Origin of the sequence: Methylocystis sp. MJC1 (assembly GCF_026427715.1) — a bacterium.
In the GTDB taxonomy this organism is placed as follows: domain Bacteria; phylum Pseudomonadota; class Alphaproteobacteria; order Rhizobiales; family Beijerinckiaceae; genus Methylocystis.
Genome location: NZ_CP107558.1, coordinates 174,704 through 192,022, shown reverse-complemented (window position 1 = coordinate 192,022; position 17,319 = coordinate 174,704). Strand labels below are relative to the sequence as shown.

19 protein-coding genes and 1 tRNA gene are annotated in these 17,319 nt (G+C 62.5%); 9 read left to right on the top strand and 11 right to left on the bottom strand.

Features of this window, described 5'->3' with window-relative positions:
* The first annotated feature begins 7 nt into the window (after positions 1-7).
* Positions 8-424 (top strand): Lrp/AsnC family transcriptional regulator, encoded by a 417-nt coding sequence (locus OGR47_RS00950; protein ID WP_165054945.1) that lies wholly within the window; start codon positions 8-10, stop codon positions 422-424.
* Positions 425-595: 171 nt separating this feature from the next.
* Here the strand turns inward: OGR47_RS00950 and OGR47_RS00945 are convergent, their stop codons facing one another.
* A complete protein-coding gene (locus OGR47_RS00945; protein ID WP_165054946.1) occupies positions 596-1,921 on the bottom strand; it encodes a dihydroorotase in 1,326 nt (441 codons plus the stop codon).
* 118 nt (positions 1,922-2,039) lie between these two features.
* On the opposite strand from OGR47_RS00945, the gene OGR47_RS00940 reads away from it, so the two are divergent.
* Complete coding sequence (locus tag OGR47_RS00940; RefSeq protein WP_165054947.1) at positions 2,040-2,870, top strand: YgfZ/GcvT domain-containing protein; 831 nt, start codon at positions 2,040-2,042, stop codon at positions 2,868-2,870.
* A gap of 147 nt (positions 2,871-3,017) precedes the next feature.
* On the opposite strand, the gene amoC is transcribed toward OGR47_RS00940, so the two are convergent.
* Positions 3,018-3,788 carry a bacterial ammonia monooxygenase, subunit AmoC gene (gene amoC / locus OGR47_RS00935; protein WP_165054948.1) on the bottom strand — a complete coding sequence of 257 codons (771 nt, stop codon included), beginning with the start codon at positions 3,786-3,788 and terminating at the stop codon, positions 3,018-3,020.
* 162 nt (positions 3,789-3,950) lie between these two features.
* Here amoC and OGR47_RS00930 point away from each other — a divergent pair, with 162 nt between their 5' ends.
* Complete coding sequence (locus OGR47_RS00930) at positions 3,951-4,937, top strand: GlxA family transcriptional regulator (RefSeq protein ID WP_165054949.1); 987 nt, start codon at positions 3,951-3,953, stop codon at positions 4,935-4,937.
* Between the two features lie 281 nt (positions 4,938-5,218).
* On the opposite strand, the gene OGR47_RS00925 is transcribed toward OGR47_RS00930, so the two are convergent.
* From OGR47_RS00925 to OGR47_RS00915, 3 genes are all read right to left on the bottom strand, one after another.
* Entirely contained in the window at positions 5,219-7,003 is a 1,785-nt protein-coding gene (locus OGR47_RS00925) for a hydrogenase maturation protein (protein WP_165054950.1), read from the bottom strand.
* A gap of 12 nt (positions 7,004-7,015) precedes the next feature.
* Positions 7,016-8,071 (bottom strand): GlxA family transcriptional regulator, encoded by a 1,056-nt coding sequence (locus tag OGR47_RS00920; RefSeq protein ID WP_165054951.1) that lies wholly within the window; start codon positions 8,069-8,071, stop codon positions 7,016-7,018.
* A 189-nt stretch (positions 8,072-8,260) separates the two neighbouring features.
* Positions 8,261-8,401, bottom strand: a complete 141-nt coding sequence (locus OGR47_RS00915) for a hypothetical protein (protein WP_165054952.1) — start codon at positions 8,399-8,401, stop codon at positions 8,261-8,263.
* Between the two features lie 224 nt (positions 8,402-8,625).
* On the opposite strand from OGR47_RS00915, the gene mch reads away from it, so the two are divergent.
* Positions 8,626-9,603 carry a methenyltetrahydromethanopterin cyclohydrolase gene (gene mch / locus OGR47_RS00910; RefSeq protein ID WP_165054953.1) on the top strand — a complete coding sequence of 326 codons (978 nt, stop codon included), beginning with the start codon at positions 8,626-8,628 and terminating at the stop codon, positions 9,601-9,603.
* 51 nt (positions 9,604-9,654) lie between these two features.
* Here mch and OGR47_RS00905 read toward each other — a convergent pair.
* Together OGR47_RS00905 and OGR47_RS00900 are read right to left on the bottom strand one after the other, a co-directional pair.
* Positions 9,655-9,741, bottom strand: a tRNA-Ser gene (locus OGR47_RS00905).
* Between the two features lie 127 nt (positions 9,742-9,868).
* Entirely contained in the window at positions 9,869-10,255 is a 387-nt protein-coding gene (locus OGR47_RS00900; RefSeq protein ID WP_165054954.1) for a hypothetical protein, read from the bottom strand.
* A gap of 421 nt (positions 10,256-10,676) precedes the next feature.
* On the opposite strand from OGR47_RS00900, the gene OGR47_RS00895 reads away from it, so the two are divergent.
* The 4 genes from OGR47_RS00895 to fae (OGR47_RS00880) all read left to right on the top strand — a co-directional run bounded on the left by OGR47_RS00895 (position 10,677) and on the right by fae (OGR47_RS00880) (position 13,872).
* Positions 10,677-11,510 (top strand): RimK family alpha-L-glutamate ligase, encoded by an 834-nt coding sequence (locus OGR47_RS00895; protein WP_253948076.1) that lies wholly within the window; start codon positions 10,677-10,679, stop codon positions 11,508-11,510.
* 31 nt (positions 11,511-11,541) lie between these two features.
* Entirely contained in the window at positions 11,542-12,456 is a 915-nt protein-coding gene (locus OGR47_RS00890) for a triphosphoribosyl-dephospho-CoA synthase (protein WP_371824405.1), read from the top strand.
* Between the two features lie 139 nt (positions 12,457-12,595).
* Positions 12,596-13,105 carry a formaldehyde-activating enzyme gene (fae, locus tag OGR47_RS00885; protein ID WP_165054956.1) on the top strand — a complete coding sequence of 170 codons (510 nt, stop codon included), beginning with the start codon at positions 12,596-12,598 and terminating at the stop codon, positions 13,103-13,105.
* Between the two features lie 194 nt (positions 13,106-13,299).
* On the top strand, positions 13,300-13,872 hold the full coding sequence (fae, locus tag OGR47_RS00880) for a formaldehyde-activating enzyme (protein WP_165054957.1): 573 nt from the start codon (positions 13,300-13,302) through the stop codon (positions 13,870-13,872).
* A 48-nt stretch (positions 13,873-13,920) separates the two neighbouring features.
* On the opposite strand, the gene OGR47_RS00875 is transcribed toward fae (OGR47_RS00880), so the two are convergent.
* A complete protein-coding gene (locus OGR47_RS00875) occupies positions 13,921-14,622 on the bottom strand; it encodes a HisA/HisF-related TIM barrel protein (protein WP_165054958.1) in 702 nt (233 codons plus the stop codon).
* Positions 14,623-14,644: 22 nt separating this feature from the next.
* Between OGR47_RS00875 and OGR47_RS00870 the strand changes: the two genes are divergently transcribed.
* Positions 14,645-15,256 carry a hypothetical protein gene (locus OGR47_RS00870; RefSeq protein ID WP_165054959.1) on the top strand — a complete coding sequence of 204 codons (612 nt, stop codon included), beginning with the start codon at positions 14,645-14,647 and terminating at the stop codon, positions 15,254-15,256.
* A 12-nt stretch (positions 15,257-15,268) separates the two neighbouring features.
* Here the strand turns inward: OGR47_RS00870 and OGR47_RS00865 are convergent, their stop codons facing one another.
* From OGR47_RS00865 to OGR47_RS00855, 3 genes are read right to left on the bottom strand one after another with little or no spacing between them, the layout of a single operon-like run.
* Entirely contained in the window at positions 15,269-15,820 is a 552-nt protein-coding gene (locus tag OGR47_RS00865; RefSeq protein ID WP_165054960.1) for a PQQ-dependent catabolism-associated CXXCW motif protein, read from the bottom strand.
* Positions 15,817-16,722 (bottom strand): substrate-binding domain-containing protein, encoded by a 906-nt coding sequence (locus OGR47_RS00860; RefSeq protein WP_165054961.1) that lies wholly within the window; start codon positions 16,720-16,722, stop codon positions 15,817-15,819. Before OGR47_RS00860 ends, OGR47_RS00865 begins: the two co-directional genes overlap by 4 nt.
* A 25-nt stretch (positions 16,723-16,747) precedes the next feature.
* Positions 16,748-17,215: a c-type cytochrome, methanol metabolism-related gene (locus tag OGR47_RS00855; RefSeq protein ID WP_165054980.1), complete on the bottom strand. Its 468-nt coding sequence runs from the start codon at positions 17,213-17,215 to the stop codon at positions 16,748-16,750.
* Positions 17,216-17,319 lie beyond the last annotated feature (104 nt).

The following is a 17,319-nucleotide window of genomic DNA, read 5'->3' as shown; positions in this document are numbered from 1 at the left end:
CGCCGGCATGGACGATCTCGACCGCCGCTTGATCGCCGAGCTGAGGGCAGACGGCAGAGCCTCGTTGTCCGAGCTGGCGAAGCGGCTTGGCGTCTCACGCGGCACGGTGCAGAACAGGCTCGACCGCTTGATCGACTCTGAAGTCATCCTGGGATTTACGGTGCGGCTGAAGAGCGTTGCAGACGACGACCGCATTCGCGCGATCATGATGATCGAAGTCGCAGGAAAGAGCACCCGCCGCGTCGTGCAAGTGCTCCGTGGCCTGCCCGAGATTCACGCGCTCTACAGCACCAACGGCGCTTATGATCTCATTGCGGAGATCGAGGTCGCCAATCTGGCGGAGTTCGACAGGGTGCTGTCTACGGTGAGGTCGATCGAGGGCGTTGCGAGAAGCGAGACCAGTCTTCTACTTGCGCCGGCGTGAGCACAGTCGCGCGTGAAAGGAATCCGCGCGATTGGTTCCCTGTCATTCCCGACGCTCGCGAAGTGAGCGATCGGGAATCCAGAGCAAAGCCAGCGCGCCTGCGACTCTGGATTCCCGGTCGGGCCTTTCAGCCCGCCGGGAATGACACGCGCCTATTCAAGCGGAAACGAATTACAACGCCTGCTGAAACCGTATCGGCTTGCCCCGCGACGGCGTCACGAGTTCGCCCTCCCACATCACCCGCGCGCCGCGCACGAAAGTCCCCACCGGCCAGCCGGTGACTTCGGCGCCGTCGAATGGCGTCCAACAGGCGCGAGAAGCAATCCATTCATTGCGGATCACCTCACGCCGCTTCATGTCCACGATCGTGAAATCTGCGTCATAGCCTTTGGCGATGCGGCCTTTGCCGGCCATGCCGAAAACGCGCAGCGGACCGGCGCTCGTCAAATCGACGAAGCGTGCGAGCGTCAGCTTGCCATTGTTCACGGCGTTGAGCAGCAGCGGCACGAGCGTCTGCACGCCGGTCATGCCCGAAGGGCTTTTCGGATAGGGCTGCGCCTTTTCTTCGAGCGTATGCGGCGCGTGATCGGAGCCGATGACGTCGACGACGCCCTGCCGCAAGCTTTCCCACAGCGCGTCGCGGTGATGCGCCTCGCGCACCGGCGGATTCATCTGCGCCAGCGTGCCGATGCGCTCATAAGCGCTGGCGTCGAGCGTCAGATGATTTGGCGTGACCTCAACGCTCGCCAGATCCTTATGGTGCGAGAGAAGCTCGATTTCTTCCGCCGTCGTGACATGCAGCACGTGGATCAGCGCGCGCTTCTCTCTTGCGATCTTCAACAGGCGTTGGGTCGAACGCAGCGCGGTCTCGACGTCGCGCCAAATGGGATGCGAACGTGGATCGCCTTCGACGCGCAACTCCTTGCGTTCGTTCAGACGATATTCGTCCTCGCTGTGGAAAGCCGCGCGCCGGCGCGTATGCGCGAGCACCTGCGCAATGCCCTCATCGTCCGCGACGAGCAGCGAGCCCGTCGACGAGCCCATGAAAACCTTAATGCCCGCCGCGCCCGGCAGCCTTTCAAGCTCGGCGGCGTGCTTGGCGTTCTGATGCGTGCCGCCGACCCAGAAAGCGAAATCGCAATGCATGCGGTCCGTCGCGCGCGCCACCTTGTCCGCAAGCTCGGCTTCGCCCGTTGTAAGCGGCGTGGTGTTGGGCATTTCGAAAACGCCCGTCACGCCGCCGAGAACGGCGCTGCGCGACCCTGATTCGAGATCTTCCTTATGCGAAAGGCCCGGCTCGCGAAAATGCACCTGCGAATCGACGACGCCCGGAAGAATGTGCAGGCCCGTGCAATCGATCGTCTCGCCGGCGGAAGCGCGGGAGAGATCGCCGATCTCGGCAATCTTGCCCGCGCGAACGCCCACGTCCCGCAAGCCCTCGCCATCCTGGTTGACGAGCGTGCCTCCAGATAGGATGACGTCGAATGTCTGCGGCATGAATGGCGCCCCGTTTGCAGCGATCCTGCCTAGATAAGCACAAGTCGCCGATGCGCCAAGTCGAATGCGCGAGCGAGCGTGCGATATGTCGAGCACGCTCAAGCAACAGGAACGGAAAATGACCACAGCGATCCTGCTGACGGACCGCGGCGTCGTCGAGGTGAGCGGCGAAGACGCGGCTAAATTTCTTCACAATATCGTGACGAACGACGTGAAGTCCCTCGAGCCCGGCGCAGCGCGCTTCGCCGCCCTGCTGACGCCGCAAGGAAAAATTCTATTTGATTTTGTCGTCTTCGCGTTGGGAGAGGGACGTTTCCTACTCGATTGTCCGCTTTCGCTCGCCGACGACCTCGAAAAGCGGCTGAACCTCTACAAGCTGCGCGCCAAGATTACCGTGACGAATCTCAGCGACAGGCTGGAGGCCGTCGCTTTCCCGGACGCTGACAAACGCCCGGAAGTGGAGGCGATCGCGCTTGCGCCGGACCCGCGCGCCGAGGCGCTCGGCTGGCGGGCGCTTGCCGAAAAAGGCAAGATCGCCGCCTCCGGTCCGCTCGCCGATTACGAGATGCGCCGCATCCGCGCCGGCGTGCCGCTGGGCGGGGTCGATTTCGACTATAGCGACGCTTTTCCGCATGAGGCCGATATGGACCTCTTCGCGGGTCTCGACTTCAAGAAGGGCTGCTATGTCGGCCAGGAAGTCGTCTCGCGCATGAAGCATCGCAATCTCGTGCGCAAGCGCGTGACGCAATATCGCGCCCCCGGCGGCGCGCCCAAGCCCGGCGAACCGATTCGCGCCGGCGACGTCGAGATCGGCGTCACCGGCTCTGCGATCGGCGAAGAAGGCCTCGCCCTCATCCGTCTCGACCGCCTTGCCGACGCAAAGGAGAAAGGCGAGGCGCCGATGGCGGGCGGCGTTGCGCTGGAATTCATCGAGAGGGGTAGCCAATAATCAATCGCCTCCCGACCCTGGGCGTCGAGAGGCGATCTGACTAAGAGCGACATGACTCACGTGAGTATCCCCCTGCCCCTTGCGGGAGGGACCAGGAGCGGGGGCAAGGCGCGCGGCCGCCGGCGCGGCGCGCGCCCTTTTTCAAAATCACTGGGTGAGAAGCGCGACGCCCTCCTTGCCGAGCAACCGATGCACATTCAGCAGGAGCTGAAGCACGACGCCGAAGACGCCGAGCGCCATCCAGCCGAAGAACACGAAGCCCCAATGGAGCGGCGCGACGAAGAGCTCCTCCATGAACCAGAACGTATGTCCCCATTCATTGAGGCCGACATTCGGGATGATCATGAAGGGGCCGATCGAGACGATCAGATAGGCGAGCGAATAGCCCTTGGAAAAGTAAGGGATGCGCGTCCTTGCATGGAAGAAGCAGCCGACCGCCATGATGGAATAGATCGGATAGCTCATGTAGAACTCGATGATATGCGACGGCGTGAAATCCGTGTCGCGAATCACGGTCATATGCCACGTGCCGTCCTGCTCGGTGAAGAAGGACGCGCCCCAGTAGATCGCCGCCGCATAGCAAACGAGCCATTTCACATTATCGACGATGGCGCGCATTTCCTGACGCGGCGTCACCAGCGACATGTCGCGCACGCGGGTCTTCCAAAGATAGCCGGCGAGACCAAGGCCCGAGATCAGCTCCAGCGGAATCTCCGACCAGAGGATCGACATCCAATAGGTCTGGAACTCTGGCGCGAATGAATCGAGGCCCGCGCGCCAGCCGAAGACTTGCTCATAGACGCGGACAATCAAATAGAAGCTGTTGAGCAGCCCCAATCCAATCCACATGCCTCTGAGATCGACGATCGGCTTTTCGGCTGCTGTGGCGCCTGCCGCGGTTTGTGTCGTTGCACTCATTTTTCTTCTCCATTGCGACCGGGAAACGACCGGCGTTTCCGGTGAGGGAGGAGGATAAAGAGCGCCTTGCGCTTGCCAGCATGGCGGGTTTGCCATTATCCTTGCAAAGTCAGACAGCGAATTTGCCACAAGACAGGCATTTTCCGCCAAGCGAGTCAGACCATGGACATTGCCGTTCTCGGTTACGAAAATTGTTTGGGCCTCGGATTCATCGGCGCGGCCGATCTTCTTATGCTCAGCAGGCGCATGCTGAAGACGAAAGAGCGGCCGTCGCCGTATCGCGTCGTCACTGTCAGTCACGATGGCGCGCCGATATGCGACGGCTCGGGCCGGACACATGCTGTCGACGAGGCTTTCGGGACGCTCGGCTCATGCGCCGCCGTTATCGTCCCGCCGTTCTTCTGCGATGGCGGCAATTCTTTGCCGCCGACGCCCGAAATCAGCGCCGCAGCCGCCTGGCTGAGGCGCCAGCACGCATTGGGCGCGATTGTCGCCGCCGCCTGCAACGGTGTCTTCCTGCTCGGCGAAGCGGGCCTGCTCGACGGGCGCCGCTGCACGACGACTTGGTGGCGGCACGATGAATTGAAAGCGCGCTATCCCCGCGCCGACGCCGCCCGCGGCGCGTCGCTGATCGAGGATCGACGCGTGGTGACCGCCGGCGGCCCCCTCTCGTGGATCGACCTATCTCTCCATCTCATTCGCGCGCTTGTCGGCGACGAAGCCGCGAAAACGGCCGCGGATTTTACCGTCGTCGACGCCGCGCCGTCGACCCAGACGATCTACATCCCGCCCGGCCATGTCTCGGCGTCCAATCCCTTCATCCTCCAAGCCGAACATATCGTGCGGCAGGCGGGCGACGCGCCGCTCACATCCGTGCAACTGGCGCAGGCGCTCGGCGTCTCGGACCGCACGCTGCATCGGCGCCTCAAGGAATTCACCGGAGAGACCCCCAAAAGCTTTCTCGACCGCGTGCGCTTCGAGACGACGCGCATGCTCCTGGAGACAACGCAGAGTTCGGTGAAACAGCTCGCCAGCGCGTCGGGCTATGCGGATGAAACGAGCTTCCGGCGCGCGTTCCGGCGCTACGCCGGAATGACGCCGGGGGCCTATCGTACCTGGTCCCTCGCAAGGCGCGGCGTGAAGGCGTAGAGGCCACCGCATGCCGCCCTCGTCATGGCCGGGCTTGTCCCGGCCACCCACGCCACGCGAACGACAGCAAATGCTGGGCATAGATCAGCATGGAACTTTGCGTCGGCGTGAAGAGAGGACTTCGGAGCATCGCAAAGCCTGGCCTGAACTTCATCCATAGCGATGGCGCGTCTTGTTGGGATATGCCCGTCGGCGTGGGTGGCCGGGACAAGCCCGGCCATGACGGCCCTTTAGATGCGAGACTCTCTTAAGGCGTAGAGGACAGGCCCCGCGTCACAAGGTCAGCGGCCGGCGAACTCACGACGAATGGCGGGTGTGGTCGTTGGCCTCGCCGTTGGCGCGCGGCCCTTGAAGACGAATCTTTCGCGGGCAAGGTGATAAGAAGGATCGGGCCCGAAGAAATTGACCCGCATCCGCGCCAGCTCCTCGGCGCGATAGGCCGCGAGCTGCTTCACCCGCTCGTCCTTCACGCGCTTTTCGTGCTTCTCGCGCAGCAGGTTCCAGAAATCCATGCGCATGGCGAGATGGACCGCCCTCACTGTAACTTCCTGCTGGAAGCTTTGCGCATTTCCGCCAAAGACATTGTCGACGAAGCCGATCGCCTTCGCCTCATGCGTCCCCATTGGCCGGCAGCCGTCCATCACTTCATGCGCGCGCTCCGCGCCGACGCGTCTGGGGAGGAGATAGGTCCAGTATTCGGACCCGTAGAGCCCGCCCATGCTCTTGTAATGCGGATTGAGGACGACGCCCTCGCGCGCGAAGACGCGATCCGCAGCGAGCGCCACAATCGCGCCGCCCGCGCCGGCGTTGCCGCACATGGACGCGATGACGATATGCGACATCGTGCAAGTGATTTCATACACGAGATCATCAATGGCGTTGATGTTTCGCCACGACTCGAGCGCTGGATCCTCTGCCGCCTCGATGACGTTCAAATGGATGCCGTTTGAAAAGTAGTCCTTGCCGCCATGCAGCACGATCACGCGCGTCGGCCGGCTGCGCGCGAGGAGGAAGGCGTCTCGCAGCCGATAGCATTGCTCCGTGCTCATCGCGCCATTGTAGAAGTCGAAATGGATATGCCCGACGCCGTCGCGCTCGACGTAGCGGATGTCGCGATAGGTCCGGTAATCGACTTCCTCCTCCACGGACAGCGCCGATTCCGGCGCGCCGCGTAGCAACGGACCCAGTATGTCTCCGGCCGGCAGCTTGATCCCGGAAACTGGGCAGAACTGCGTGTTGCAATAATCGCAACCCTGTTCCGCGAAGCGGCAATTGGCGTCGTGCGCGTCGCTCTTGAGCTTGAGGTGTGTGATCCAGACCGCGCCGTCGACCGTCGCGCGGCAGATCGCGCCATCGCGCTTGGCGATGACCGTTCCCGGCGGCCCCTTCAGCCGGTCTTCATAATGCGCGCCGTAGAGAAACACCGGCAGGCCGAACAGCTCGTCCAAAACGCCCGGCGCGCTATCGGCCGCGCGAATCTTACGCACAACGTCGTCAGTCGGCTCGCGCATCCAGTCGATGGCGCGATCCTTCTGCATCATGGTCGGGCGCAGCCGGCCCTGCGTGAGCGGGCAGGAATAATCGAGCGGCCAGGGCTGGAAGCTGCCGGATTCGAATTTATCGACCGCCTCCAAAACCCCGCGCACGGCCGCTTCCGTCACCTCATTGCGGTAAAGGGTGCCCTTGGCGTCGGCGACCTCCGGCAGGTCGAATTCGTGGCTCGCCCAGATCGGCCCCGCGTCCATTTCCGCCGCAGCCTGCAGAACCGTCGCGCCCCAGCGCTTCTCGCCGTCCATAATGGCCCAGTCGAGCGAAGACGGCCCACGATCGCCCATGATGCCCGGATGCACGATAAGGCAGACGCGCTGGGTCCAGATCTCCTCCGGCACGGCGGCCTTCAACATGGGCGCGATGATGAGGTCCGGGTCTTGCTCCTCGACCGCGCCGAGCATCGCCGCGCTGCTGTCGGCGATGGTCACCGCGACTTTATGGCCGCGCTCTGTCAGCTCGATCAAAAGGCGCTGACTGAGACTGTTGTGCGCCGTCGTCAGGAACAAGATTTTCATGGCAAGCCTCTCCTATTGGAGGAAAGTCGATTGGAAGCGCTCTCGATATTCGTTCGGGCCGACGGCGAGATTCCGCTTGAAGGCGCGCCGCATGCGCTCGATCGTCGTAAAGCCGCAGATTTCCGCAATGGTCTGAAGAGGGAGGCTTGTCTGCTCCAGCCGGCAGCGCGCAGCTTCGACCCGGGCGTATTCGACGAAGCGCGCGGGCGTCATGCCGGTCTCTGCGCGGAACCGCCGAGCGAAGTTGCGCGGGCTCATCGCAAGCTGCTCGGCGAGGCGCTCGACCGTGAGATTTTCGCTCGAATTGCCGAGGATCCATGATTTTAGCTGGGTGATGTCCCGGCAGTTTCCGGTCTCCGCCTGGAGGAAAGGGCTGAATTGCGCCTGTCCCCCGGGACGCCGCAGGAAAACGACCATCATGCCGGCGACCATGCGTGGCACGTCCCGGCCGAGATCCTCTTCGATCAGCATGAGCGCCAGATCGATTCCGGCCGTGATGCCGCCCGAGGTGTAGACGCCGCCGTCACGCACGAAGATGCGGTTGGATTCGACGCAAAGGGAGGGATAGGCCGCCGCGAGCTGGTCACAATAGAGCCAGTGGGTCGTCACCTTGCGATTGTTGAGAAGCCCGGCTTTGGCGAGGATGAAAGCGCCCGTGCAAATTGAAGCGAGGCGCCGTACGCCGCACGAGATGGCCTTGATCCAATCGATGAGGCTCTCGTCTTCGCAAGCCGCGAAGGCCCCCTCGCCGCCAGCGACGAGCAGCGTGTCGAGGCCAGCGGGGATTTCAGCGCAATCGTGGGTCGCTCTGAGTTCGAGGCCGCATTTAGCTCTGACGAGACCCTTTGCCTGTGCGATGACAACGCATTCATAGCCGGGCTCGCTCGCCCGCTCCGAGCCGAGGGCGCGGTCAGCGTAATAGAAAACGTCTAGCGGGCCGCAAAGATCGATAATTTCAAAGTCAGGATAGATTAGAATGCCTATTTTTCGGTTCCGTCGAATATCCGAGCGGATCGGATCAGGCCACAAAGCGCCATGGGGATCGAATGGGGGCTTAACGCTTGTCATACAAATATTTTCCGGCCTGACACGGGCGTGCACAATGACAAAATAACGACAAATCCTGCCACCGCCCTACTGTGGCTCAATTATCCATCCGGATGAGGCGGGCGGGAAAAAGGCTTCGTAGACGTCGAAAAAACAAAACCTTCCGACCTGTTGGACGGAAGGCTGGGATTTCTTGCGCTCTAGCTGGAATCAGCGGTGGATGGCGTCCAGCGCGATATCCAGGGCGCGGACCACGCCAATGTTAGCGAAGACGACGCCGAGGACCGCGAGCGCCGCGATCGTCGCGTCCCGCAGTGAAAATTCCTGCGCCCTGAACTCTTGCCTGTCCATATCGCCCGCCCGATGAAGAGAATTCCGCCCTACGCCTTTGGTTTGAAACTTATGCGACAGAGGTTAAAACCATCTGGCCGCTTGCGCGTCGCGAGCCGCTTTCGTTTCGCCGCAAAGACCGATAAGTTCGCGCCCGCGCCTGCCGCTGGCGAAGTTTCCCCGCTCTTATAGAGCGCAGGGGGTCGAGCGGTAGAGCCACAGAAATCTCGAGGGAAGGACCACTAGTGAGCGCTAGCGAAAACACCGGCCGCGTCACGGCCAGCGTCAACACTCTCGCGGGCGAGATCGTCGACCGTCTCGTCGCCGGCGCCGAGCGCTACCGCGTTTCGGTGTCGCGCGGCAGCCTCGGCGAATTGCTGATCGACGCGGGCGCCAAGGCCGTGGGCGGCGTCGACGCCGGCCTGCTCCTCACGGAAATCTGCATGGGCGGTCTCGGCAAGGTCACCTTGTCGCATTCGCCCGGCGCCGCGAAATGGCCGTTCTGGCTCACGGTCTCCAGCAACGATCCCGTCGTCGCCTGCCTCGCCAGCCAATATGCCGGCTGGAGCCTGCAGCATGAGAAATTCTTTGCGCTGGGCTCGGGCCCCGGCCGCGCCCAGGCGCGCGTCGAGAAGCTTTTCGAGGAGCTTTCCTACAAGGACCGCGCCGACCGCGTGACGATCGTGCTGGAGTCGGCCGCGCCGCCGCCGAAGGAAGTCGTCGAGAAGGTCGCGTCCAAGTCCGATGTCTCGCCCGATAAGGTCGCCTTCGTCTACGCTCCGACGCAGTCGCTCGCCGGCAGCGTTCAGGTCGTCGGCCGCGTGCTCGAAGTGGCGCTGCACAAGGCGCATGAGCTGCATTTCCCGCTCGAAAACGTCGTCGACGGAATCGCGACTGCGCCGCTCTCGCCGCCGCATCCCGACTTCGTCCAGGCGATGGGCCGCACCAATGACGCCATCATCTACGCCGGCCGCGCGCATCTCTTCGTGAAGGGCCCGGCAGCGGCGGCCAAGGAGCTCGCCGAAAAGCTGCCGAGCAGCAATTCGCGCGACTACGGCCGGCCTTTCGCGGAAATCTTCAAGGCCTATAAGGGCGACTTCTACCAGATCGACGGTAGCCTGTTCTCGCCGGCCGAAGCGCTGGTGACGGCGGTCGAGACCGGCGAAACCTTCCGCGCCGGCAAGATCGACGAGGCGCTGCTCGACAAGTCGTTTGGCGGGTAGTCTCGAAAGACTGCGCTCTGGACAGTGGCACGTAGCTAAATTAATTTCGAGTGGTGGCCCCGGTCGGATTCGAACCGACAATCCCTGCCAGGAGGCGGTTTTCAAGACCGCTGCGTCTACCGATTTCGCCACGGGGCCAATGGTGGAGATGGAGGGACTTGCACCCTCGGGCCGACAGGTGGGTAGCCGACAGCCCGCACTATACCATCCCCTTCTGGGGCTCAGATCATTCTGAGCCCCTTTTTTTGTAACACTTCGATCGTTTTCACCTGATTAGCCTCCAAACTGATCCAGCGAGTTCAAGGTAACCATCTTGCCGCAGACGACTGAGCTGCGGACTTAAACTAGTTCTTTCAACTCTTTCTGTCCTTATTTCGTTTATGCGATCTAATATTTCGTTTGCTGTCAAACCCTGAGGGTAGCCGTCCAAAATAGCCATAACATCAAACATGATCGTTCCCGGCTTAATACTTCTTTTTCGTCCATAAGTTCGAGGCGTTAGTTGTCTATCGATTTTTTCTTCTGACTCGAAATGCTGAGATGCAACTGACTTTAGCTGCTGCATTTCAATTAATATCTCGCTCAGCCTCCGCCGAAGCTTCCTTTCTTCTTCTGCCAGCTCCTCTCGGCGCCGGGCTATGAACTCTGACAATGTCTCCATAGCCCCATTATCCACGATTCTGGACTCTGCGCAAGACGCGCAACGTCGAGTCGTTAATATTTTTTGGAATCGCGCAAGGATGTTGGTGGCGAGTCATGCTTAATTTTGCGCGAGGCTAGCGTCGGCACGGGACTTGCTCGCGCGTAAACCCCCTTTTTCTCTATTTAAGGAGGTTTTCGGCCCTATTCCTGTCGAGTCCATCATATGATTAACCGAGCGTTAACGCGACAAATTGCCGCACGGCAGTAGCGCTGTTGGCATGGCGGGGTGAGTTCGGCAAATAGGGGGTAGCCTTTCCGGGCTTGTCGCACTTGGGAGATAGTTACTGAACAATTACCCCACCCCCCGCGTCGCCGTTTTCACCGACAAGCTGGACTGGCATGTCGAGCATACGCTCGCGGCCTTCCGCGCATTGGGGGCGACGCCGGTCGCCGTGCGGCTTTCAGCCTGCCGGATCGATTCGTCCCGCCCGCACGGCCTCGCCATTCCCGGCTTTCACGCGCTTCCCGACCTCGTCGTCGTGCGCGCCATTGGCGACGGCTCGCTGGAGGCGATCACCATGCGGCTCGGCGTGCTGCATGCGCTGGAAGCCTTGGGCGTTCCGCTCGTGAACAGCGCCCGTTCGATCGAGCGCTGCACCGACAAAAGCATGGCGAGTTTTCTGCTCGCGCGCGCCTGCGTCCCGGCGCCCGAGACCTTCGCGACGCAATCCTTGGCGCAGGCGCGCGACATCGCCCGGCGCGAATGCGCGAGCGGCGTCCTCGTTATGAAACCGCTTTTCGGCGCCCAGGGCTGGGGCTTGCGACTCATCGAAAAGGAAAGCGACATTCCTTCAGTCGAAGAAGCGCGCGGCGTCTATTATCTGCAGCGCTTCGTCGGCCCGAGCCGCCCCCCTTACGAGGACATGCGTGTTCTCGTTTCGCGCGGCGAAGTGGTTGCGGCGATGAAACGCCGCTCCAGCCATTGGATCACCAATGTGCGCCAGGGGGCGAAGCCCCTCGTGGCGGAGCCGACGCGCGAGGAGCGCGACATGGCGCTCGCGGCGTCTGAGGCAATGGGAACGATCGTCGCCGGCGTCGATCTCATCACCAGCGCGCAAGGGCGGCCCATGGTCTTGGAAGTCAACAGCATGCCGGGCTGGAGCGGCCTGCAACGCATAACGCCCTTCTCCATCGCCGAACGGCTGGCCGCGGACGCGCTTTCCCTCCTGCCCGCTCGCCGCAATGCGCTGAAAGCGTTAGGATGAGGGACGAAGCGGCGCTCTCGCGCGCCGCCCCTTGGGTATACACGCCATTCATCACGTGACCGCCCCCCTCGCCCCGCATCCCGACCCAATCAACGCCGCGGTCGCGCAAGCATTCGTCGCGGCCTGCGAGGCGGAGCTAGCCGCGCCCAAGCCCGGCAATGTGCATCACTTTGCGCCGGGCCATGGCATGGAGGCGCGGGACTTTATCGAGAGCGCCCGCGCGGCCGCGCCTTTCATCGCCGCGCCCGGCGCGAGCGTCGGCCACCGCATTCTCGGCGCGGTCGAGGCCACCTGGGCGGCGGTCGCCCAGAACACCAATCTCGGCATTATCCTGCTCTGCGCGCCGCTCGCCCACGCCGTGCTGACCACCGAAACGCCCGACCTTCGCCGCGAGACCGCGCGCGTGCTGGCGGCGCTCGACGTCGCCGACGCCGACGCCGCGTTCCGCGCCATCAGCCGCGCCAATCCCGCGGGCCTCGGCGCGGCGGAGGAGCATGACGTCTCCGGCCCCGCGCAGACGTCTTTGCTCGAAGCGATGCGTGCGAGCGCCGACCGCGACCGCATCGGCTACCAATACGCCCATGATTTCGTCGATATTTTCGAGACAGGGCTCAACGCGCTGCAGCGGGCCCGCGCGCGCGGCCATGACGCGCCGCGCGCAACGCTCGAAACATATCTCGCGTTTCTCGCCGCTTTTCCCGACAGCCACATCGTCCGCAAGTATGGAATTGAAAAAGCGTACGACGTTCGCGACGCGGCCATGTGCGCAGCCGCACGCATCGAACGCGCCCCGGCGCGCGACGCGGCCTTCGCCCTGGCGCTCGATTTCGACCAGAACCTTAAGAAAAACAAAATCAATCCCGGCACCAGCGCAGACCTGACGGTGGCCGTTCTTTTCGCCGATTCCCTTCCCGCCATCTTGGCAAAAGCCCACAAAAATGGTTGAGTCCGCGCCGCGCGGGGTGGTCTCGCGGCTATCCGGCTAACCGGTCGGGCGATTAGGCCGACGCCGAAAACGAAGGATAGAGGCGGTCGCGGCGCGCAGCGCGCGAACGCCTGGGGGAAGCTGAAAAGGGAACGCACAAATGGCGAAGATCAACAAGATGCTGGTGGGCGAGTCGCTCGTCGGCGAAGGCAACGAAGTCGCTCACATCGACCTGATCATGGGCCCGCGCGGCTCGGCCGCTGAGCTCGCTTTCGCGAACGCTCTCGTCAACAACAAGGACGGCTTCACGACCCTTCTCGCGGTCGTCGCCCCGAACCTGCTCTGCAAGCCCAACACGATCCTCTTCAACAAGGTCACCATCAAGGGCGCCAAGCAGGCCGTCCAGATGTTTGGCCCGGCTCAGCACGGCGTCGCCAAGGCCGTCGCCGATGCCGTCGCCGAAGGCATCATCCCGGTCGAGGAAGCTGACGACCTGTTCATCTCCGTCGGCGTGTTCATTCACTGGGACGCCAACGACGACAAGAAGATCCAGGACTACAACTACCAGGCCACCAAGGAAGCCATCGCCCGCGCCGTCGCCGGCGAGCCGAAGGCTGCCGAAGTCGTCGCCAAGCGCAACGACGCCAAGCACCCCTTCGCCCCGAACTGAGTTCGGAACGCTATAGCGTTTTCGATCCGAAAACGCTCGAGCAAGCGAGATAATCAGGGGAGCCGGAGCCGGCTCCCCTTTCTGCCGAACACGATACGCGCCGCGGTCAATCGGGCGTTCAACGGACAAACGGGCTCCGCGCGGGCGCGCAATAAACAAGCCGCTGGACGCGAATGGCGCCGGGAGGGATGAACATGGCTTCTTTCTTTGAAAAGATTCTGGGCGCGCTGTTTCCGAAGCCGGCGACGGGCTTCGCGGGCTCCAGCAGCGCCAAGATGGGCGTCGGCGAATCGCTCGTCGGCGAGGGTAATGAGGTCGCCCATATCGACCTGATCATGGGGCCGCGCGGCTCGGCGGCGGAGAAGGCGTTCGCCAACGGCCTCGTGAACAACAAGGACGGCTTCACGACGCTGCTCGCGGTTATCGCCCCGAACCTGCTCGTCAAGCCCTACACCATGATGTTCAACAAGGTGACGATCAAGAACGCCAAGCAGGCCGTGCAGATGTTCGGCCCGGCGCAGCATGGCGTCGCCAAGGCCGTTGCTGACTCTGTCGCTGAAGGCGTCATCCCGCTCGACAAGGCTGAAGACCTCTTCATCTGCGTCGGCGTCTTCATCCACTGGGAAGCCAACGACGACCAGAAGATCCAGGACTTCAACTACCAGGCCACGAAGGAAGCCATTGCTCGCGCAATGAAGGGCGACCCCAAGGCTTCGCGCGTCGTCCAGGAGCGCGTCACCGCCAAGCATCCTTTCGCCGCCAACTAAGCGCGAGAGTTTTTACCTATCAGGGGAGCCCGTCGCGGCTCCCCTTTTTTATTCTGCGTGAAACTGCCCGAGCTCTTTGCGCGTGAGGCGGCCATCATGCAGGGCGGTGGCGATAAGCGCGCCCGCGACGCCTGCCTTTTCCAACGCGATGAGGTCCTCGACGCCGCGCACGCCGCCCGCAGCGTAGACGTTCTTTCCTTTTGCCCGCGGCAGGATTTCATTTAGGCGGCTCAGGTCGGGACCCTGACCAGCGCCGACCCGCGCAAGCGTCATGACAATGATGTTTGCAGGCCACAATCCGGCATTGTGCAGAATCTCCGCTTCGCCAAGGAAAGCTTGAGCTGAGAAATCCAAGGAGAGCGCGAATCGTGAATTGTCTCTGATCGCGCGCAATTCTGCCGCCTCTTTCAGGCTTTCACTGCCGATGACGACGTCAATATTTCGCAGAGCGAGCCAGCGGTCGGCGTCGGCAAAGCGCGTGATCCCTACGTCGACCCAGAGACGCGCATGCGGGAAGGCGGTGGCGACGCGAATGATATGCGCATAGTTGTCGCTCCGGCCTTCGATCGCATCCAAATCGGCGATATAGAGCGTGCGAAAAGGATGGAGCGACGCTAGACCATGCGCGACATCGAGCGGCGCGCCCGTCGGCGCGAGCGGCGTTTCAAGCGGCTTATATTCGGAACGCTGACCCGCGACGGCGCGCACGACAACGCCATTGCGAATATCGATGACGGGGATGACCTGCATGAGGCATTATAGGCGCATGCCGATGAGAAGACACCTCGCGCTTGCCTTTGCGGCGCCACTCCTGCTCGCAACGCCTGCGCTCGCGCAATCTGCACAGGGCGACTGGCCCTGCAAACAGGTGCGCGTTCCGGAGATCGCGCTCGCCGGCGTATGGACCGGGCCGTCGATCGAGAAAGAGAGAAAGAGCTGGCGCGATGATGCTGCTATCGCCGACCTCGTCGCGCGCATCGCCGCCCGCCGCACGCCGATAGACGAAGCTGAAAAGCTTATCGGAGAATTTTCGAAAGGCGCGGGCGATCATCGCAAGGAACGTCTGACGACGCTCTTTGCGGGTCTCTACGAGCGCATGAACGACGAGCGTCGCGACGTTGTGAATGGTCTCGACCGCTTTGGACGGCGCCTCAAGGAGATGGCGGAAAAGACGCGCGAAGAGACGCAGGCCTTTTATGAATTGCAGAGCAAGAAGCCGGCGCCGGACGCCGAAACAGTGAAGAAGGCGGCCGAAACCACGCAATGGCGTGTGCGTCTCTTCGAAGAGCAGCGCAAGATGGCGAGCTTTGTCTGCGAAAGCCCCGCGCTCATCGAACAGCGCTTCGGCGAACTGGCGCGCAAGATTTTGGCGGAGATGGAGTAGCGGAGTTAAACGCTACTCGCGCGGCTCCGGCTTGCGCTCTTCGAGCGGATGCTTTTCCGCCGCCCAGCCATCCGTGCCTTGCGGATACCAGAAAACATTGGAGTAGCCGAGCGATATAGCGCGCTTGGCGGCGTTCCAGGACATCCAGCAATTGGTGAGGCAATAGAAAACCAGCGCCTTTGCCTTGTCCCGCCCCGTCGCCTTGGCGAGGCCCTTTTCCAAATAGGCCTGCGTCGCATCTGACAGCGCGCCATAGCCCGTGTCCGGCAGCCAAATGCTGCCGGGAATATCGAAGCGCGGCTGCTCGCGCCACACAGCCTTCTTCGGCAGGCCCTCGGGCTTAGGCGCCTGCGGCAGCGCGTCGATGAAGACCGCCGCCTTGGCGCGCCATAATTCGAAAGCCTTTGCCGTATCGACGACGGCGGCGCCTTTCAGCGTCGCAGGCACGGGCGCGCGATAGGCGTCGAGGCGGTAGCCCTCGGGCTCAGGCGGCGGCGCGACTGTTTCCGCCGCCGCATGCGCCGCGAAAGCAGTTGCAAACGCGGCGGCGGCGAGCCGCCTCATTGCGCTTTCCTCAGCGGCTGGCCGCCTTCATCGAGCATCGGCACGCCGTAATCGGCCAGGATCTTTTCGATCTCGGCTTTGTTCTGTCCAATGAGATTATTGAGCTCGCGCTTCCAATTCTGGTCCGAATTGCGCACGCCGAATCCGATGCGGAAGGCCATGCGTACGCCCGGCGTCTCGGGGAGCAACGTCACATTCAGCTTTGCATTCGATTTCTTGGCGTAATAGCCAGCGATCGGGCCCCAAAGCAATGCAACGTCGATCTCACCGGCCTCCAGATCGTGGATCATGGCCGCGCTCGAGGATTCCACACGCGTGTCGACCATTAAGGCATAGGGCTTCACGAGCCCGATCATGCCATTTTTCGCGAGAATATTACCCGGCGGCGTATTGGCGACGAGGCCGATGCGGCCCTTCTTTTCCTTCAGACGCGGATCGTCGAGGTTCTGTATCCCGTCGAGATCAGAACCGGCGCGAGTCACCATAGCGTAGGTCGTGCGGTAATAAGGATTCGTCGGCTGCACGAGATCATTGCCCTGTGGCATGCCGAGAATGACGTCGCACAGATGCGCGTTGAGCGTATTGCGCACGAAGCCCGTCGCGCCGGGATAGTAGGCGTAGGCGAGATCCTTGTGGAGCTTTGCGGCCAGGAACTCGGCGATCTTGTTCTCGAAGCCTTCACCCTTCTCGTTGGAGAAAGGCAGATTATTCGGGTCGGCGCAGACGCGAAGCGTTTTCGGGTCGATGAGCTCGATCCCGCCTGCATTGTCGGACCCCTTGGCGCCCGCATCCGGGCCCATATGCTGCGCAAAGCCAGACGCCGCCGCGAACAGAATCGCGACGGCGCCGACTGAGGACAGGAGCGCGGCGACGCCGCGCTGACATGCCTGCGAGACGATCATGAGATCGACCTCTCTATAACGGGCCTTACTTGGCGGCCATGCAGTCGGCTTCGGCCTTCTTGAAGGCCTCCGGAGCCGGCTCTTTCTTCTCCGGGCGGCCCGGCTGGACAGCGCCGGTCGAAAGCGCGCGGAGATAGACGTAAAGGTCATCGATGTAGCAGACGGCGTTCTTGTTGTCGGCGAAAGCCGGCATGACGCTGTTGCCGTTCTGACGGCCGCCGATGACGATGCCCGCGAATTCGGCGTAGTTGAAGCGCTTCACCGACTCCTTCAGCGCCGGGGCGTAGGTCGAGCCGCCGCCGTTCGGGCCGTGGCAGACGTGGCATTCGGCGTGATAGCGGCGATAGCCGGAGAAGGTGTACCAATCGACCGCGCCGTCGGCGCCGACGTTATAGGTGGGATCGCCTTTCGCGTCGAAATATTTGCCGTTCTCGGATTTGACGGCTTTGGGGTCTCCGGGCGCCTCGGCCATGGCGGAGGTTCCCACAAACATCATGACGCCCAGAGCAACAGCCCCGGCAATCGACGATCTCATCACACACTCTCCTGGTCGGTTCTTCATTCACTCGTAAACGACAGCGCCCGGCGAGGCCCTTA

What these genes read in the sequence shown, in the direction of transcription:
- OGR47_RS00915 (WP_165054952.1), bottom strand. Translation starts at nt 8,401, where the DNA reads ATGGACAGGCAAGAGTTCAGGGCGCAGGAATTTTCACTGCGGGACGCG.
- OGR47_RS00865 (WP_165054960.1), bottom strand. Translation starts at nt 15,820, where the DNA reads ATGAGGCGGCTCGCCGCCGCCGCGTTTGCAACTGCTTTCGCGGCGCAT.
- OGR47_RS00950 (WP_165054945.1), top strand. Translation starts at nt 8, where the DNA reads ATGGACGATCTCGACCGCCGCTTGATCGCCGAGCTGAGGGCAGACGGC.
- OGR47_RS00945 (WP_165054946.1), bottom strand. Translation starts at nt 1,921, where the DNA reads ATGCCGCAGACATTCGACGTCATCCTATCTGGAGGCACGCTCGTCAAC.
- OGR47_RS00875 (WP_165054958.1), bottom strand. Translation starts at nt 14,622, where the DNA reads ATGCAGGTCATCCCCGTCATCGATATTCGCAATGGCGTTGTCGTGCGC.
- OGR47_RS00930 (WP_165054949.1), top strand. Translation starts at nt 3,951, where the DNA reads ATGGACATTGCCGTTCTCGGTTACGAAAATTGTTTGGGCCTCGGATTC.
- fae (WP_165054957.1), top strand. Translation starts at nt 13,300, where the DNA reads ATGGCTTCTTTCTTTGAAAAGATTCTGGGCGCGCTGTTTCCGAAGCCG.
- amoC (WP_165054948.1), bottom strand. Translation starts at nt 3,788, where the DNA reads ATGAGTGCAACGACACAAACCGCGGCAGGCGCCACAGCAGCCGAAAAG.
- fae (WP_165054956.1), top strand. Translation starts at nt 12,596, where the DNA reads ATGGCGAAGATCAACAAGATGCTGGTGGGCGAGTCGCTCGTCGGCGAA.
- OGR47_RS00855 (WP_165054980.1), bottom strand. Translation starts at nt 17,215, where the DNA reads ATGTTTGTGGGAACCTCCGCCATGGCCGAGGCGCCCGGAGACCCCAAA.
- OGR47_RS00940 (WP_165054947.1), top strand. Translation starts at nt 2,040, where the DNA reads ATGACCACAGCGATCCTGCTGACGGACCGCGGCGTCGTCGAGGTGAGC.
- OGR47_RS00870 (WP_165054959.1), top strand. Translation starts at nt 14,645, where the DNA reads ATGAGAAGACACCTCGCGCTTGCCTTTGCGGCGCCACTCCTGCTCGCA.
- OGR47_RS00860 (WP_165054961.1), bottom strand. Translation starts at nt 16,722, where the DNA reads ATGATCGTCTCGCAGGCATGTCAGCGCGGCGTCGCCGCGCTCCTGTCC.
- OGR47_RS00920 (WP_165054951.1), bottom strand. Translation starts at nt 8,071, where the DNA reads ATGACAAGCGTTAAGCCCCCATTCGATCCCCATGGCGCTTTGTGGCCT.
- OGR47_RS00925 (WP_165054950.1), bottom strand. Translation starts at nt 7,003, where the DNA reads ATGAAAATCTTGTTCCTGACGACGGCGCACAACAGTCTCAGTCAGCGC.